The organism is Pseudomonas sp. R4-84 (assembly GCF_054130985.1).
Genome location: NZ_CP096390.1, coordinates 2081992 through 2097482, shown reverse-complemented (window position 1 = coordinate 2097482; position 15491 = coordinate 2081992). Strand labels below are relative to the sequence as shown.

Here is a 15491-nt window from a genome sequence, read left to right as displayed (position 1 = left end):
GGCGAGGGAGCTTGCTCCCGCTTGAGTGCGAAGCGCTCATCGCTTTTAGAGGACCGCTGCGCGACCCAGCGGGAGCAAGCTCCCTCGCCACAAAAGCACTTCATCCGCTCACTTTTGTTTTATGCCACGCTGATCCGCCAGATCCCGAACGGCTGGTAAGCCGGGTCGATGCGCATGAACTGGTACTTGCCATACCAAGTCCAACGGTGGCCGTTCATCAAGTCCTCGCCCTGGGTCTGGGCGTCGTCCGGCAGGCCCATCTCCCATAACGGCAATTCGAAATTCGCTTCCTGGACGTTATGCGGATCGAGGCTCACCGCCACCAGGATGAAATTGCTGCCGTCCGGTGTGCGCTTGCCGAAGTACAGGATGTTGTCATTCCAGGCGTTGTAGATTTTCAGGCCAAGGTGCGTGTGCAACGCCGGGTTCTGGCGACGGATACGGTTGAGCTGGGCGATTTCGGCGATGATGTTGCCCGGCGCGGTGAAATCCCTCGGGCGGATTTCGTATTTCTCCGAATCAAGGTACTCCTCCTTGCCTGGCACCGGCGCCGATTCGCACAGTTCAAAGCCCGAATACATGCCCCACAGGCCCGACCCCATGGTCGCCAGCGCCGCACGAATCAGGAAACCCGCGCGTCCCGAGTGATGGAGGAACGCTGGGTTGATGTCCGGTGTGTTGACGAAGAAATTCGGCCGGTAGCATTCGCGCCAAGGCGACTCATTGAGCTCGGTGAAATACGCCGCCAGCTCGGCCTTGGTGTTACGCCAGGTGAAGTAGGTGTAGCTCTGGGAATAACCGACCTTGCCCAGTCGCGCCATCATCGCTGGGGTGGTGAACGCTTCCGCGAGGAAAATCACCTCTGGGTGCTGCGCACGAACGTCGGCGATCAGCCATTGCCAGAACGGCAACGGCTTGGTGTGAGGATTGTCGACACGGAATATCTTCACGCCTTCGTTGACCCAGCCGACGACGATATCCCGCAGTTCCAGCCACAGGCTGGGGATTGCATCGGCGGCGTAGAAATCGACGTTGACGATGTCCTGGTATTTCTTCGGCGGGTTCTCCGCGTATTTGATCGTGCCGTCCGGCCGCCAGCTGAACCAGCCCGGATGCTGCTGCAGCCAGGGGTGGTCCTGGGAACACTGGATGGCGAAATCGAGGGCGATCTCCAGGCCATGGTCGGCGGCCGCGGCCACCAGGCGTCGGAAATCTTCGCGGGTGCCCAGCTGAGGATGGATCGCCTCATGGCCGCCCTCCTCGCTGCCGATGGCATATGGGCTGCCTGGATCGTCCGGACCGGCGGTCAGGGAATTGTTCGGCCCTTTGCGGAAACTGCGGCCGATCGGATGGATCGGCGGAAAGTACAGCACGTCGAAGCCCATGTCCTGGATCACCGCCAGGCGCGAATGCACGTCGTTGAACGTGCCGTGACGCTTGGGATCATCGGTGATCGAACGGGGGAACAGTTCGTACCAACTGGCGAATTCGGCCAGTTGGCGCTCCACGTCCAGTGGATATTCGGGACTGATGCTCAGGTAAGGCCGGTGATCGGCCAGGGACATCAAGTCGGCACTGCGTGGCGCGAGAAACAACGCCACTTGCTCTTCAGGCAGCAGGCCCGAAAGCTCGTGGTGCAACGCGGCCAGCTGTTCGCTCAATTCGCCGTCGCTACGCTCGGCGGCTTGTTGCACGTGGTTGCGCCCCTCTTGCAGCTCCAGGCTGATGGGCACACCGGCGGCGTATTTTTTTTCCAATTCATAGCGGAAGCTGGCGAACTGGTCGAACCAGGCTTCGATACAGAACACGTAGCGTCCGACGGCCGGTACCGTGAACTGGCCACGCCAGCCATTATTACCCAGCTCGGCCATGACCTCGCTGTTCCAGATGTCATCTTCCAAGGCACGCCAACGGATTCGCACGGCCAATTTATCGTGGCCATCGGCGAACACCTTGCTGGTCACCGTCACGTCCTGTCCGGCGAGGGCCTTGGCGGCAAATTGCCCGCCGTCAATCACTGGCATGGTGTCTTCAATCGCAATACGCGGCAACAACAAGGCCTGGGACAACGGCAGATGCGGGTTGTATTCCAGGTCGGTCGGCTGTTCGGCAGTCATCGAGCATCGCTCCTTTTACGCCCCATGGACGCGTTTGTGGCGGTAAAGGCCCAACGGGTCCTGATTAACTCACTTAAGCTCCGAACCGGACCGGCAGCCAAAAGTTCAGCGGGATTTGCTGGCCGGCAGCGGGGAATCAAACCCGTCGAACGGTGGTCAACCAGACAAGCATGACTCAAGCCACTTGCGTCCTGGAGGCACCACCCGATGACCATTCCCATCCCGGCCGAAACACCCGATCCGAACATCGACGACCCCAACCTGCCGCCACCGGGTCCCGATCCCGAGCCGATTCCGGAAAAAGACCCGCCGCTGGACCCGCAGCCGCCCCAGGGCGATCCACCAAGCGAGGCGCCGCCGGAGCGGGTTTGAAAGCCTAGCCGCAGTGAACCTGCGGGAGCGAGCTTGCTCGCGATAGCGTCAGGTCAGCGAAGCCAGAGGTGACTGACACATCGTTATGGCGAGCTAGCTCTCCCACAAGGACTTTGCGCACAGCCCGGCGAATGCCTTACAGCTTCTCGTCCCTCTCCAATGCCCGAACAATCACTGGCATCACACTGAAGATTGCCAGCGCCAGAACGGTGCTGAGCACCGCCGTCGCTTCCCGGCCGAGCCCGGCGGCGACGCCAATGGCGGCGGTCATCCACAGGCCCGCCGCGGTGGTCAGGCCTTTGACGTGGCTTTCATCTGCATCCGCGTTTTTCAAGATGGTACCGGCGCCGAGGAAACCGATCCCGGCGACAACGCCCTGTATCACCCGGCTCATCGCATCGGCCTCTGACCCTGACATTTGCGGCACCAGCACGAACAGCGCGGCGCCCAGCGCCACCAGCATGTGGGTGCGCACCCCGGCGGCCTTGCCCTTGTGCTCACGCTCGAACCCCAAAATGCCTCCCAACAGTGCAGCCATTACCAGGCGCACCGTCACCCGCGTCATTTGCTGGGCATCGGCGATGTCGGCGAACTCCGCTTGCAGCGTCATCCAGACTTCATCCCACCACGAATCCATGAACGTTCCTCTCTTCACTCGATAAACGATTGACCGCAAGCGATGCGAGACGTGCGACCGCTGATCAGCCACGAAGAACCCTGCCGATCGGGAGGCGCCTAACGTTCAGGCATACAGGAAGGAGCAGTACCATGACTGTACGTATCGATGACCACCAGACCTGCCATTTCGACACCGCCAACGGGCCGGAACTTCGCCCGGCCAGCGAGCTGACCATCATCACCGACCCGGACAAGGCCATGTCGGCGGTGGAACTCAATGGCGGGCGGGTCTACCTGACCGAAGCGCAGGTCGATGCCCTGATCGTGGCTGGGGCGGCTGACGGGCGGCAGAATCTGAAGGCAACGGACGGGGATTCGGTCATCTGACGGCTCGTTTGGCTCTTATTTCTGATCTTGCGTTGCTTTTGATTTTGCCTCGCTTTTGATCTTGCGTTGCTTTTGATTTTGCGTTGCTTTTGATTTTGCTTTGCTTTTGATCTTGCCTTGCTCTTGATCTCGCTTCGGCTTTTGATCGTGAACGCCCCGTTAACCACGCTGGCCGAACGCAGGTATTGCGTAGTGGGTATCCCGGCATGGATGCCGGGATAGCCGCGCAGGGCCATGGATGGCCCATCGCGGCGGGCCCACGGAGCAATGCCGGAGTGAGGGAACGCCGAGCCTAGGCGAGGTGCCGAGTGGTGGGGCGAAGCCTTTTTTGCTTACTTTTTTTGGCGTCTGAAAAAAAGTAAGCCGCCGTAAGGGCGGAACCGTCAGTAGCCACCAACCGCAGAGATGGATATACACACCAATCCGGAAGTCGCATCAAACTGCCGCAAAGCGAGGGCTACATCGCATCTGATCCGGTTTTTATCAACCCACCTGAGCCTGTTATGCAAACAGTTCAATGGTCATAGTGCCCCAGCCAGATAGCGGCTGATGAGCGACCGACCATGAGCGAAAGAATCCCCGCCCAACTGATACAGACCTTCGACCCCACGCCCACAAAAACAAAGTCCAGAACCACCGACAACCTGATCCACACCCGCAGCTTTACCGGCTTGTTCCGCACCTTGCGCATCAGCGGTGCCGGCATTCTGTTCCTGTTGTTCTTCGGCACGGTATGGCTGAACTGGGGCGGCCGCCAAGCGGTGCTCTGGGACCTTTCCGAGAGCAAGTTCCACATCTTCGGCGCGACCTTCTGGCCCCAGGATTTCATCCTGCTGTCCGCCCTGCTGATCATCGCCGCGTTCGGCCTGTTCGCCATCACCGTGTTCGCAGGGCGCGTGTGGTGTGGCTACACCTGCCCCCAAAGCTCATGGACCTGGATCTTCATGTGGGTCGAGAAAATCACCGAAGGTGAACGCAACCAGCGCATCAAACTCCAAGCCGCGCCGTGGGACTTGAACAAACTCCTGCGGCGCTCGGCCAAGCACACTTTGTGGCTCGTCATCAGCCTGCTCACCGGCCTGACATTCGTCGGTTATTTCACCCCGATCCGCCCCCTGGCCGAGGAACTGCTGACCTTGCAGATCGGCGGCGTCAGCCTGTTCTGGGTGCTGTTTTTCACCGCGGCCACTTACCTCAACGCCGGCTGGCTGCGCGAAGCGGTGTGCATGCACATGTGCCCTTACGCACGGTTCCAGAGCGTGATGTTCGACAAGGACACCTTGACCATTTCCTATGACGTGGCCCGTGGTGACATTCGCGGGCCACGCAAACGCGAGGTCGATCCCGCCGATGTCGGACTGGGTGACTGCATCGACTGCCAGATGTGCGTGCAGGTCTGCCCCACCGGCATCGATATCCGCGATGGCTTGCAAATGGAATGCATTGGTTGCGCGGCGTGCATCGACGCCTGCGACTCGATCATGGACAAGATGGGCTACGCCCGTGGCCTCATCAAGTACACCTCCGAGCATCAACTGCAAGGAGGCAAGACGCATCTGCTGCGGCCACGGCTGGTGGGCTACACGGCGGTGCTGCTGGTCATGATCGGTGCCCTGGCGGTGGCGCTGGCGGAGCGCCCCATGGTGTCGCTGGATGTCAGCAAGGACCGTGGGCTGTTCCGTGAAAACAGCCAGGGCCAGATCGAAAACATCTATAGCCTGAAAATCATCAACAAGACCCAGCAACACCAGGCGTATGAATTGTCCCTGGTGGACGGCGACGGCTTTGTCCTGCAAGGCAAGACACGCCTGAGCCTGGCGCCGGGGGAAATCGTCGACGTGCCAGTCTCGGTGGCGATGCTCAGCGAACGGCCACGCAGCGGTTCCCAGGAAATGACCTTCAAGGTTGCCGACAGTGACGAGCAGCAAGTCTACAGCGTGGCCAAGAGCCGTTTTGTCGCGCCGATGAATCGGTGAACCTTTAAGATGCAATGTCCCTTATGACCGGGCCCGCCATGAAACGCTACGAAAAATTCGCCGATGACATCGCTGAACTGATCCGCTCCGGCATGCTGGGGCCCGGCCAGCGCGTGCCGTCGGTGCGCTACGCCAGCCAAACGTACGGCGTCAGCCCGTCCACTGTTTTCCAGGCCTATTACCTGCTGGAGCGACGCGGCCTGATCCGGGCCCGGCCGCGTTCCGGTTATTTCGTCAATAATCTTGCACCGCGCCCGTTCTGCGAGCCGGTCATCAGCAGCCAGGTGCAAGAGTCCACTGAAGTCGATGTCAGCGAACTGGTGTTTTCGGTGCTCGACTCGATCAAGGATCCCGCCACCGTACCGTTCGGCTCTGCATTCCCCAGCCCCATGCTGTTTCCGTTGCAGCGGCTGTCCCGCTCGTTGTCCAGCGCGACCCGGGACATGGACCCACGCGTGGTGGTGACCGACATGTCACCGGGCAATCCTCAACTGCGCCGCCAGATCGCCTTGCGCTATATGGTCGGTGGGCTGATGTTGCCCATGGAGCAATTGCTGGTCACCAACGGCGCCCTGGAAGCCTTGAACCTATGCCTGCAAGCGGTGACCGAGCCCGGCGACCTCGTGGCGATCGAAGCCCCTGCGTTCTATGCCAGCCTGCAAGTGCTGGAAAGGCTGAAGCTCAAGGCCGTGGAAATCCCCGTGCATCCGCGTGACGGGATCGACCTGGACGTGCTGGAACAGACGCTGGCGCGCCATCCGATCAAGGCGTGCTGGTGCATGACCAGCTTCCAGAACCCCATGGGCGCCACCATGCCCGAGGCGCGCAAGCAAGCGTTGGTGGAGCTGTTGCGCCAACACCAGGTGCCGTTGATCGAGGACGACGTCTATGCCGAACTCTATTACGGCCAGCAGGCTCCCAAACCAGCCAAGGCGTTCGACACCGAAGGGTTGGTGATGCATTGCGGTTCGTTCGCCAAGAGCCTGGCCCCGGGTTATCGCGTCGGCTGGGTCGCCGCCGGGCGCTATGCGCAGAAGATCGAACGGCTCAAGCTCATGACATCCCTGTGCGCCTCGATGCCGGCCCAGGCCGCGATCGCCGACTACCTGCAACACGGCGGCTACGACCGGCACCTGCGCAAGCTGCGCTACGCCCTGGAAGAACAGCAAAGCGCCATGCTCGCCGCCATCGGCCGCTATTTCCCGCCCCAGACCCGCGTCAGCCAGCCGGCGGGCGGCTATTTCCTCTGGCTGGAACTGCCGGAGCAGATCGACTCGCTGAAGCTGTTCCAGATGGCATTGGCGCAAGGCATCAGCATCGCTCCCGGGCCGATCTTTTCACCGACCCAACGTTTCAGGAATTGCATCCGGCTGAACTATGGCGGGCCTTGGACTGAGGCGTCGGAAAAGGCGATGGAGACATTGGGGCGGATTATCCGGTCGTTCTAATATTTGATTTGCCAGCACTACCGCCACCGCGAGCAAGCTCGCTCCCACATTTGGAACGCAATCCCCTGTGGGAGCGAGCTTGCTCGCGATGAGGCCAGGGCAGACCGCCCAGTTCTCAGCGCCCACCACCAAGGTCAACAAACGTCCCCGTCGCATACGAAGCCTTGTCCGACAGCAACCAGATGATCGCTTCGGCCACTTCGTCCGGACGCCCGCCACGCGCCATGGGAATCGCCGATTCCAGCTTGCTGACCCGCTCAGGATCACCACTGAGGGCGTGGAAATCGGTGTAGATATAGCCCGGGCGAACGGCGTTGACGCGAATGCCTTCGCCGGCCACTTCCTTGGACAGGCCTACGGTGAAGGTATCCAGTGCGCCCTTGGAGGCCGCGTAGTCGACGTATTCCCCCGGCGCGCCCAAACGGGCGGCAACCGACGAGACGTTGACGATGCTGCCGCCCTGCCCGCCATGGCGGGGCGACATGCGCAGCACCGCATGCTTGGCACACAGGATCGGCCCCAGCACATTGGTCTTCAGGATTTTGAGAATGCGGAACTCGGACATTTCATCGAGCCGGGATTTGTGGGCGACCGTACCGGCGTTGTTCACCAGGGCGGTGACACGGCCCAATTCGGCGTCGACGCGGCTGAACAGGCCGACCACCTCATCTTCGATGCTCACGTCGGCCCGCACCGCAATGGCCTGCGCACCCTTGGCCCGGACCTGTTCGAGGATGTCCTGAGCGGCGTTTTCATCGGACTGGTAGTTGATGCAGATGTGATAGCCCTGATCCGCCGCCAGCAGCGCCGTGGCCGCTCCGATCCCGCGCCCGCCACCAGTGATGACGATGACTTTATCCACGCTTGCTCTCCCGTTCCACGCAAACACGTCGGGCCCAAGAATAGCGTTGACCCGACGATTTGCACAACGCGGCCGGTTTACCGGGGCGATGACACCGACTGGCGAGCCAGTGCGCGCAGGTCCAGGCGCCCGTCCAGCAGCGGCGGGCACCAGTAATACCCGCCAGTGATCGGCCGGCTCATGCGGTACAAGCCATCGGTAATGCCGTCTTCGAGGCCGCTCATGCGGCGCAGTTGCGCTTCGAAGGCATCCAGGGAGAAACCGAACGCCAGGAACATCAGCCCAGCGCGATCGCCTTCGATCCAAGGCATGGAACGGCGCACGACGAAAGCCTCCGGTGCAAAGCTTTCCTGGGCCGTGCGCTTGACGTGGGCCGACTCCGGCGCCTCTTCGATTTCCTCGTTGTCGCTCAGGCGACGGCCCATGATGTTGTCGCGTTCGTGGGACTGCATCGCCGCGAACCCGTCCAGATCGTGCTGCCACTGCTGGATCGCGGCGAAGCTGCCACCGCGCAGTCCGTCGGCGCCCTGGGCCAGGGCGGCGGCGACGGCCGCGTCATCGTGGGGGTTTTCGGTGCCGTCTTCGTAGCCGGTCAGGTCGTGGCCGGTCATATGGCGGAAGGTTTCGTTCATTTGCACCAGGCGCAGGGCCGGCGCCAGGGCCGCTTCGATGGCGCGGCTGCGGTGCAGCAGCTCGCCGCGATCCTCGCCATGCAACCAGCACCACAGCGCGTGCTGGGTCGAGGGATTATCGACGCCGACACCGGCCAGGGCAGGAAATGCCCGCAGCCCCTTGACCTCGGCGCCCAACGCTTGCACCAACGACTCGCCAAACCCGACGACCGCGCGGCCATCCAATTGCAGCAACAATTTATCGATCGCAGCCGGCAGTGCCTCGACCGATTCCAGGGCAAAAAACAGATGACGGGCCTGAGGCGGAACAGGGGTGGCGAGAATGCCGGGCTGGTAGTAACTCATGGGAACTCCTTCGGAAAGAGTCGCGAGTTTACCCGGCGGCGGCCGCTTTGTGTCGCTTCGCTTGAGGACAGGGCCCTTCGGTCGACGGGACCGTTTTGTGGGAACGCTCCCACGTCCCTGTCAGACAGCTCGGAACCCAGCCTGCATCCGTTGCTGCGGATTGCCGGGCAGCAAAAAACGCCCTAGATTGACCGTCCCTCAAGGAAGGCCAACGAGAGCGGTCCATCATGCACATTGCCAAATCGATACTCGCCGGGAGCTTTTTCCTGATCCTTTCTTTTACCGGCGTCGCCCAGGAACGCCTTGAAGAAACTGTCGATGCCGTTATCCAGCCCCTGATGAAACAGCAGGACATCGCGGGGATGGCGGTGGCGATCACCCACAACGGCCAGCGCCAGTTCTTCAATTATGGCGTTGCCTCCAAGGACACGAGAAAGCCCGTCACCGACCGGACCCTGTTCGAAGTCGGCTCGATCAGCAAGACCTTCACCGCCACGCTCGGCGCCTATGCCCAGGCCCAAGGCAAGTTGCAATTGTCGGATCCCGCCGGTCGCTATGCCCCGCAGCTGAACGGAGCAGCGCTGGCAAACACCCGCCTGCTCGATCTCGCTACCTACACGGCGGGCGGGCTGCCTTTGCAGTTTCCCGACGATGCAGACCATGCCGACAGGATGTTCAGCTATTACAAGTCCTGGAAACCGCTCTACCCGACCGGCACCCAACGGCTCTACTCGAACCCGAGCATCGGCCTGTTTGGCCATCTGGCGGCCCGCGCCCTGGGTCGGTCGTTCGATGACGTGATGGAACAAACGCTGATGCCGGGGCTGGGCCTCAAACACAGTTATGTACGGGTGCCGCAAGACCAATCGGGCCGATACGCCCAGGGCTATGCAAAGGATGGCAAGCCCGTGCGGGTCGGACCTGGCGCCTTGGATTCCGAGGCGTATGGTGTGAAGACCAGCTCAGCGGACCTCATTCGTTTCGTCGAGGCCAACCTGCGACCGCAAAAGCTGGACGAAGCCTTGAAGCAAGCCATCGCCACGACCCACATGGGTTTCTATCGGGTCGGCGGGATGACGCAGGGCTTGGGCTGGGAGTTCTACCCTGCCCCGTTCACCGTGGATGACCTGCTCGCCGGCAATACCCCGCAGATGGCCCTGACCCCACAGAAAGTCGAACCGCTCAACCCGCCCCGCCCGGCGCCGGACGGCAGCTGGATCAATAAGACAGGCTCTACCAACGGCTTTGGCGCATACGCGGCGCTCGTGTCTGGAAAGGATTTGGGGATCGTGATGTTGGCGAACAAGAACTACCCGATCGAAGAACGGATAAAGGCCGCGCACAAAATCCTGGCGGCATTGGAACGACAATGAAGTCTGCTTTTGTGGCGAGGGGGCTTGCTCCCTCGCCACGTAAATTCGGCGTTATAGAGGGTCAATCCTCCAGCGCCTTCGGCGCGGCCGCGGGCTTGGTGGGCTTGGCCGCCTTGCCCGGCTTGGCGCCTTTCGCGTCCTTGGCCGGCGCGGGTTCTGGCTCGGGTAGCGGGGTTGGCGCCACGGCTTCCTTTTCAGCCGCAGGCAATTTGTCGACAGCATCGAACAGCTCGCTCAATGTGATCGCGCCGGAATGCTCAAGCTTCTTTTCCCCATCCTTGCCCACCAGGATGATCTTGGGCAGCGCACCGGCTCCCAGCTTGAGAGAACGGATCAGTGCCATGGTGCTTTGCGGGTCCAGATCCTTGCCATCACGTTTCCCGATGGTGTTGAAAACGGTGTAGAGCATCATGTTTCGTTCGGAGAATCCCTGCTTGCCCTCTGGCTTTTCGAGCTCTGCTTTCAACGTGGACCATGCAGGGTCGACGGAGCTGGGCGCGATAATGATCAAGGGGCGGGTCTTACCCACCTCCGCCACCAGGGGCGAGTCGCCATCAGCGGCGAACAAGGGGCCAGCAAAGGCCAGCAAGGTAGCGAAGGTCAACGACCGAATAAGCATGCGCCTCTCCTTTTGATATTTACGCTGTACTGATTGCACATGGCGGCGATTGTTCCGCGAGAGTCGCCCGTTACCGCAGCTGCCTGCCTTGAGCTTAGGCCACCGGCCCCATAGCGCAACCGCGTCACGAGGCGCTCAAAGGCCGAACGGGAAGGTGTCTTCCTCGTGCTCAAGCGTGTGAGGTGTTGGCAATGGCGTGACCGCTTCGGTCTGCTCGAACCAGAGCCAGGCATCGAACTGCTCGGCCAATACGGCTTCGAAGTAATGGCTCTGGCGTTCGGTTTCAGGGCGGTAGATCACGCCGATAGCGCGTTCGAGCAGGGGCTCGGACAATGCGTCCAGCAGTGCCTCGTCAGGATTAGTCCGCCAGTCCGTGAGCGATGCGCGAACACCCGCATTCAGGAATTCCCGCTCCCAACTGCCGGCCAATGCGGGCAGCACCTGCTTGATTTTCATCGGTGAGTCCCAGTCATCGGCCGCCGCCACACTGCCATGATCAGTGCCCATGCCCAACAGCACCGCGTCGCGGCCGTAAGCCATGCGGCATAACTGGCCGATATTGAATTCACCTTCCCAACCCATGCGGGTCGCGGCGGCATTGCCGATGTGGGAGTTGTGCGCCCAGACCACCGCTTTCGCATCGGGGCCACGATGTTCCATCAGGCTCTGCAGGGTGTCGAACATGTGCCGGTCCCGCAGGTTCCAGGACGATTTTCCGCCGCGATACATGGCCCGGTAGTACTGTTCGGCGGCGCGCACGACCCGGGCGTTCTGGATGGCGCTGAAGAAACTCTCGTCATCCTCGATCAGGGGATCGAGGCGCTCGGCGAGCAGCGTATTGAGCTGCTCGACCACCGCGTCCTCGCAGGTCGCCAGGTTGCCGCGTTCGGTGAAATGACCGTAAAGCGCCGGGTCGTCGTGCCAAGGCGTCAGGCAACCATAACGATGCCGGGCGCCGCGGGCCAGGTGGGGGTGTGCCTTATCGAGGTAGTTGAGCACTTCGTCGATCGAGTGTCGCAGGCTGTAGACGTCGAGCCCGCGAAACTCCACGCGCCGATCGTCCGGCTGCTCCAGGTTGTAGTCGCGCAGCCAGCGGACGAAGGATTGTACGTCGGTGTTGCGCCACATCCAGCTTGGAAACCGGGCGAAAGCCCGCTGTTTCCAGGCCGAGGGTCCGAGGTCACGCACGCAGCGGTCGATTTGCCCGGCGTCGGGCCAGTCGGCTTCGACGGCGACGATCCCGAAGCCGTGATGCTCGATCATGTGCCGGGTGATGGCCGCGCGGGTGCGGTAGAAGTCCTGGGTGCCGTGGCTGGCTTCGCCGATCAGCAAGACCTTCGCGTCGGCAAAGCGATCGAACATCTCGCCAAACGCCGGGCTGTCCTCGGCGGGCAGCGGTTCGGCGTGATGACGCAGGATGTCGGCGATGTCGGAGCGAGGTTCGACGCGACGACGGCGCAGGCGTTGCAGCAGATCTCTGGCTGGGCTGTTCATGGATCGTGGCCTCATCAGTACCTGGTTTACAGGTATGACTATGCCTATCGGCCCATGACTCCGAGCAAATCAGAACGCCAGTTTGAAGCCGATCATCGCCAACATCACCGCCAGGCAAGGGCGCAGGAGTTCATCGGAAATACGTCCCGACAAATGGCTGCCCAGGTAAATGCCCGGCAGTGAACCGATCAGCAAGAAGCCGAGGATGTGCCAGTCCATGTTGCCCATGCTTGCGTGGCCCAGGCCGGCCACCAGGGTCAGCGGCACGGCGTGGGCGATCTCGGTCCCCACCAGGCGCCTGGTGACCAGGAACGGATAGAGGATGAACAGCGCGACAGTGCCCAGGGCGCCGGCGCCGATGGAGGTCAACGCGACCATCGTGCCCAGCACCAAGCCGGTAATCACAGTGAGTACGTTGAGCCGTGAGCCGCTGGGGTTGTAGTGGCCGCCTGCGCGATCGTGGGCGAATTGGAGCAGGCGTTTCTTGAACAGGATCGCCAGGGCAGTGGCGAACAACACAAAACCCAGTGCTTGCTTGATGACTGCGTTCATCGCGTCTGGCGAGCTGTTCAGGCTGCTGAGGAACCACAGGGTCAGCCCGACCGCCGGCACGCTGCCCAAGGTCAGCCAACCGGTGATGGACCAGTCGATATTGCGGTTCTTGGCGTGAACCAGCACGCCGCCGGATTTGGTAATGGCCGCGTACAGCAGGTCCGTACCCACCGCCGTCGCGGGGTTGATGCCGAACCACAGCAGAATGGGGGTCATCAGCGATCCGCCACCCACGCCGGTCATCCCGACGATGAAACCGACCACCAGGCCCGCTACGACTAAACCGAAATTACCGAAATCCATCAAACCCGTCTCAGCGCGACCGCGTGAAAAATCTGGCCGCGAGCATAGCGATTTTTCTTATAACCCCCTATATCGATGTGATCTATCTTTATTCCTTTTTCGATCACTGGACGGGCAGGAAATTCAGGAACAGCAGGCTCTGTGCATAGTTGAGCCCTATCCGCCGGTAGCGCTCGTCGAGCATCTGGGTCAGCAGGTCCAGGCGTGCAACGATTTTCCCGAACTCGACGGCAAAGCTCAGGTTGCTGCCCTCCTCCGAGATTTCGTTGGAAAACAGCATCGGCGAGCCGTCCTTGTTCTGCCGCTGGCCCAGCAACCAGGTTGCCTTTTCGATGTTGCGCGCAGCGTTACTGACGAAGCGCGGATCGATGGTGTCGGTCATGTAGAACTCCAGGCGATTGCCGTGGGCCGTGACCAGCATGCTGCCAATGGCGTAGATGAACGCACCGACCCTATCACCAAGGAACTCGGGGCTCATGGCATAGCTCAGGGCCGCCAGGTCCTTTTTATTGCCCAAGGTCGGCAAGGGCTGCTGTTGCTCGATGGCTTGGCGCACTTGCTTGACGGCGACGCGGACGTCGAGGAAGCCCGACTTGCGCAATTCTTCCGGGTTGCGCAGGTAAAGTTTGTGCATCAGCAGGTAAAGGCTCTGCAAGTTGTCGTGCATCGAGAGCGTGGCCATCCGGTCCACGCTGGTCTGCAAGAATTCCTGGGGCTTGGCGTTGCTGAACTGCGTAACCATGTCCTGGCCTTGCTGGTGGGTGCAGCCGCCGCTGAGCAACAGCAACAGGCCCACCAACAGCAGGTTGCTGCGACGTGGCGACACCATCACGGAAAGTAAAACACCGGCCATCGAATCTCGTCTGGACATGGGGAAGCGGTGGGGCTCGCCGCTTCCTGGCCATGGATAGAGCGGAAAAAACCCTAAAAGTGCAGTGCCTTACCAGAGAGTTGACGTCTGGTCACGATTCGCCTCGATCAATTAGTCTTACTTTTTAATTGATAAATCTCAATTTATAGCTATAAATCCCATCTCCACCCGCAAATAGAAAGACTACTGAACAGAAAAACCTTCATCGCTGTCTGACCAATTAACGGACTCGACCCGCGTTAAAACAACAAAAAAAAACAGGAAGGAAGGTCACACTCATGCTTGAATCCAGACACCTGCTCTCGGCCCTCGGAGTTTCTCTGATGATTGCCACCTCTTCACAGGCCGCCGGCCTGACCAACGAACGCGTTGCCTTCGGTAAGACCGACGACGGCACGGCGGTTGAAAAATATGTGCTGCGCAACAGCAACGGCATGGAGGCTACCGTCATCACCTACGGCGGGATTCTCCAGTCGCTGATCGTGCCGGACAAAAACGGCATGACCGACGACATCGTGCTCGGCTTCGACGATGTCCAGGGCTACCAGAAGAATGGCAATGTATATTTCGGCGCGACCATCGGCCGCTTCGGCAATCGCCTGGCTGGCGGCGCGTTCGAGTTGGATGGCAAGCGCTACCAGGTGCCGCAGAACGACAAGGACAATTCGCTGCACGGCGGGCCGCAAGGGTTCGACAAGCGTGTCTGGAAAGCCGAGCCGAGCAACGACAAGGACTCGGTCGGCGTGACCCTGACCTACCTGTCGAAAGACGGCGAGATGGGGTTTCCCGGCAATCTGAAGACTGACGTCACCTACAGCCTCAACGACAAGAACGAACTGCGCATCGACTACAAGGCCACCACTGACAAACCGACCGTACTGAACCTGACCAACCACAGTTATTTCAACTTGGCGGGTGCAGGCAATGGCGACATCCTCAAACAAGTCGCGACCTTGCACGCGTCCCGCTACACACCGGTGACCGCCAAGCTGATTCCCACCGGCGAGCTGGCGCCAGTGGCCGGCACGCCGATGGACTTTACCAAGCCAACCGCCATCGGCACCCATATCAAAGCCGATCATCCGCAGTTGAAGTTCGCCGAGCCAAAACAGGGTGGGTTTGACTTCAACTGGGTGCTCGACGCCAAGGGTGACGTAAACAAACTCGCCGCCGACGTCCAGGATCCGAAGTCCGGGCGACGGCTGCAGCTCTTTACCACCGAACCCGGTGTGCAGTTCTACACCAGCAACTTCCTCGATGGCACGGTCAAGGGCAAGCAAGGCAAGGTCTATCCGCACTGGGGCGCGTTTACCCTGGAGACCCAGCACTTCCCCGACTCGCCGAACCAGCCGGACTTCCCGACCACGCGGCTGGATCCGGGCCAGACCTACACCCAGGCCATGGTGCTGAAGTTCTCGGCGGAATAACCCTGCTGCCAACCGAGCGTTCCCACGCTGCGCGTGGGGACGCCTCCCGTGGCGCTCTGCGTCATGCTTTTCAGCCCTAGAGCATCCCGCTGCAT

At 61.1% G+C, this 15491-nt stretch carries 14 protein-coding genes; 6 read left to right on the top strand and 8 right to left on the bottom strand.

The features are described from left to right. Nucleotides 1-119: 119 nt before the first annotated feature. Nucleotides 120-2117, bottom strand: a complete 1998-nt coding sequence (locus tag M1D68_RS09760) for an alpha-1,4-glucan--maltose-1-phosphate maltosyltransferase (protein ID WP_445571621.1) — start codon at nt 2115-2117, stop codon at nt 120-122. Nucleotides 2118-2324: 207 nt separating this feature from the next. On the opposite strand from M1D68_RS09760, the gene M1D68_RS09755 reads away from it, so the two are divergent. Further along, nucleotides 2325-2489 (top strand): hypothetical protein, encoded by a 165-nt coding sequence (locus tag M1D68_RS09755; protein WP_434563450.1) that lies wholly within the window; start codon nt 2325-2327, stop codon nt 2487-2489. A gap of 136 nt (nt 2490-2625) precedes the next feature. Here the strand turns inward: M1D68_RS09755 and M1D68_RS09750 are convergent, their stop codons facing one another. Further along, nucleotides 2626-3126, bottom strand: a complete 501-nt coding sequence (locus M1D68_RS09750; RefSeq protein ID WP_434650631.1) for an MgtC/SapB family protein — start codon at nt 3124-3126, stop codon at nt 2626-2628. A gap of 131 nt (nt 3127-3257) precedes the next feature. Between M1D68_RS09750 and M1D68_RS09745 the strand changes: the two genes are divergently transcribed. The 3 genes from M1D68_RS09745 to mapR all read left to right on the top strand — a co-directional run bounded on the left by M1D68_RS09745 (nt 3258) and on the right by mapR (nt 6918). Beyond that, the gene (locus M1D68_RS09745; protein ID WP_420764554.1) at nt 3258-3494 is read left to right on the top strand and encodes a DUF3203 family protein; all 237 of its coding nucleotides are present in this window, start codon (nt 3258-3260) and stop codon (nt 3492-3494) included. A 563-nt stretch (nt 3495-4057) separates the two neighbouring features. Beyond that, nucleotides 4058-5470, top strand: a complete 1413-nt coding sequence (gene ccoG, locus M1D68_RS09740) for a cytochrome c oxidase accessory protein CcoG (protein ID WP_434563446.1) — start codon at nt 4058-4060, stop codon at nt 5468-5470. A 38-nt stretch (nt 5471-5508) separates the two neighbouring features. Then, complete coding sequence (gene mapR / locus M1D68_RS09735; RefSeq protein ID WP_420764556.1) at nt 5509-6918, top strand: GntR family transcriptional regulator MpaR; 1410 nt, start codon at nt 5509-5511, stop codon at nt 6916-6918. A 115-nt stretch (nt 6919-7033) separates the two neighbouring features. Here the strand turns inward: mapR and M1D68_RS09730 are convergent, their stop codons facing one another. Both M1D68_RS09730 and M1D68_RS09725 read right to left on the bottom strand, forming a co-directional pair. Next, entirely contained in the window at nt 7034-7780 is a 747-nt protein-coding gene (locus tag M1D68_RS09730) for an SDR family oxidoreductase (protein WP_420764557.1), read from the bottom strand. 77 nt (nt 7781-7857) lie between these two features. After that, entirely contained in the window at nt 7858-8757 is a 900-nt protein-coding gene (locus tag M1D68_RS09725) for a Dyp-type peroxidase (RefSeq protein ID WP_434563441.1), read from the bottom strand. Between the two features lie 227 nt (nt 8758-8984). Between M1D68_RS09725 and ampC the strand changes: the two genes are divergently transcribed. Further along, nucleotides 8985-10130 (top strand): class C beta-lactamase, encoded by a 1146-nt coding sequence (gene ampC / locus M1D68_RS09720; protein WP_457970162.1) that lies wholly within the window; start codon nt 8985-8987, stop codon nt 10128-10130. A gap of 61 nt (nt 10131-10191) precedes the next feature. Here the strand turns inward: ampC and M1D68_RS09715 are convergent, their stop codons facing one another. The 4 genes from M1D68_RS09715 to M1D68_RS09700 all read right to left on the bottom strand — a co-directional run bounded on the left by M1D68_RS09715 (nt 10192) and on the right by M1D68_RS09700 (nt 13951). Further along, the gene (locus tag M1D68_RS09715) at nt 10192-10749 is read right to left on the bottom strand and encodes a DUF4174 domain-containing protein (protein ID WP_420764833.1); all 558 of its coding nucleotides are present in this window, start codon (nt 10747-10749) and stop codon (nt 10192-10194) included. A 135-nt stretch (nt 10750-10884) separates the two neighbouring features. Beyond that, nucleotides 10885-12243 (bottom strand): erythromycin esterase family protein, encoded by a 1359-nt coding sequence (locus tag M1D68_RS09710; RefSeq protein WP_457970160.1) that lies wholly within the window; start codon nt 12241-12243, stop codon nt 10885-10887. Between the two features lie 69 nt (nt 12244-12312). Further along, nucleotides 12313-13098 (bottom strand): sulfite exporter TauE/SafE family protein, encoded by a 786-nt coding sequence (locus M1D68_RS09705; RefSeq protein ID WP_434563435.1) that lies wholly within the window; start codon nt 13096-13098, stop codon nt 12313-12315. A 103-nt stretch (nt 13099-13201) separates the two neighbouring features. After that, a complete protein-coding gene (locus M1D68_RS09700; protein ID WP_420764562.1) occupies nt 13202-13951 on the bottom strand; it encodes a hypothetical protein in 750 nt (249 codons plus the stop codon). Nucleotides 13952-14247: 296 nt separating this feature from the next. On the opposite strand from M1D68_RS09700, the gene M1D68_RS09695 reads away from it, so the two are divergent. Next, the gene (locus M1D68_RS09695) at nt 14248-15396 is read left to right on the top strand and encodes an aldose epimerase family protein (protein ID WP_434610751.1); all 1149 of its coding nucleotides are present in this window, start codon (nt 14248-14250) and stop codon (nt 15394-15396) included. Nucleotides 15397-15491: the final 95 nt, after the last annotated feature.

What these genes read in the sequence shown, in the direction of transcription:
- M1D68_RS09695 (WP_434610751.1), top strand. Translation starts at nt 14,248, where the DNA reads ATGCTTGAATCCAGACACCTGCTCTCGGCCCTCGGAGTTTCTCTGATG.
- M1D68_RS09750 (WP_434650631.1), bottom strand. Translation starts at nt 3,126, where the DNA reads ATGGATTCGTGGTGGGATGAAGTCTGGATGACGCTGCAAGCGGAGTTC.
- M1D68_RS09755 (WP_434563450.1), top strand. Translation starts at nt 2,325, where the DNA reads ATGACCATTCCCATCCCGGCCGAAACACCCGATCCGAACATCGACGAC.
- ccoG (WP_434563446.1), top strand. Translation starts at nt 4,058, where the DNA reads ATGAGCGAAAGAATCCCCGCCCAACTGATACAGACCTTCGACCCCACG.
- M1D68_RS09700 (WP_420764562.1), bottom strand. Translation starts at nt 13,951, where the DNA reads ATGGCCGGTGTTTTACTTTCCGTGATGGTGTCGCCACGTCGCAGCAAC.
- M1D68_RS09715 (WP_420764833.1), bottom strand. Translation starts at nt 10,749, where the DNA reads ATGCTTATTCGGTCGTTGACCTTCGCTACCTTGCTGGCCTTTGCTGGC.
- M1D68_RS09725 (WP_434563441.1), bottom strand. Translation starts at nt 8,757, where the DNA reads ATGAGTTACTACCAGCCCGGCATTCTCGCCACCCCTGTTCCGCCTCAG.
- mapR (WP_420764556.1), top strand. Translation starts at nt 5,509, where the DNA reads ATGAAACGCTACGAAAAATTCGCCGATGACATCGCTGAACTGATCCGC.
- M1D68_RS09745 (WP_420764554.1), top strand. Translation starts at nt 3,258, where the DNA reads ATGACTGTACGTATCGATGACCACCAGACCTGCCATTTCGACACCGCC.
- ampC (WP_457970162.1), top strand. Translation starts at nt 8,985, where the DNA reads ATGCACATTGCCAAATCGATACTCGCCGGGAGCTTTTTCCTGATCCTT.
- M1D68_RS09760 (WP_445571621.1), bottom strand. Translation starts at nt 2,117, where the DNA reads ATGACTGCCGAACAGCCGACCGACCTGGAATACAACCCGCATCTGCCG.
- M1D68_RS09705 (WP_434563435.1), bottom strand. Translation starts at nt 13,098, where the DNA reads ATGGATTTCGGTAATTTCGGTTTAGTCGTAGCGGGCCTGGTGGTCGGT.
- M1D68_RS09710 (WP_457970160.1), bottom strand. Translation starts at nt 12,243, where the DNA reads ATGAACAGCCCAGCCAGAGATCTGCTGCAACGCCTGCGCCGTCGTCGC.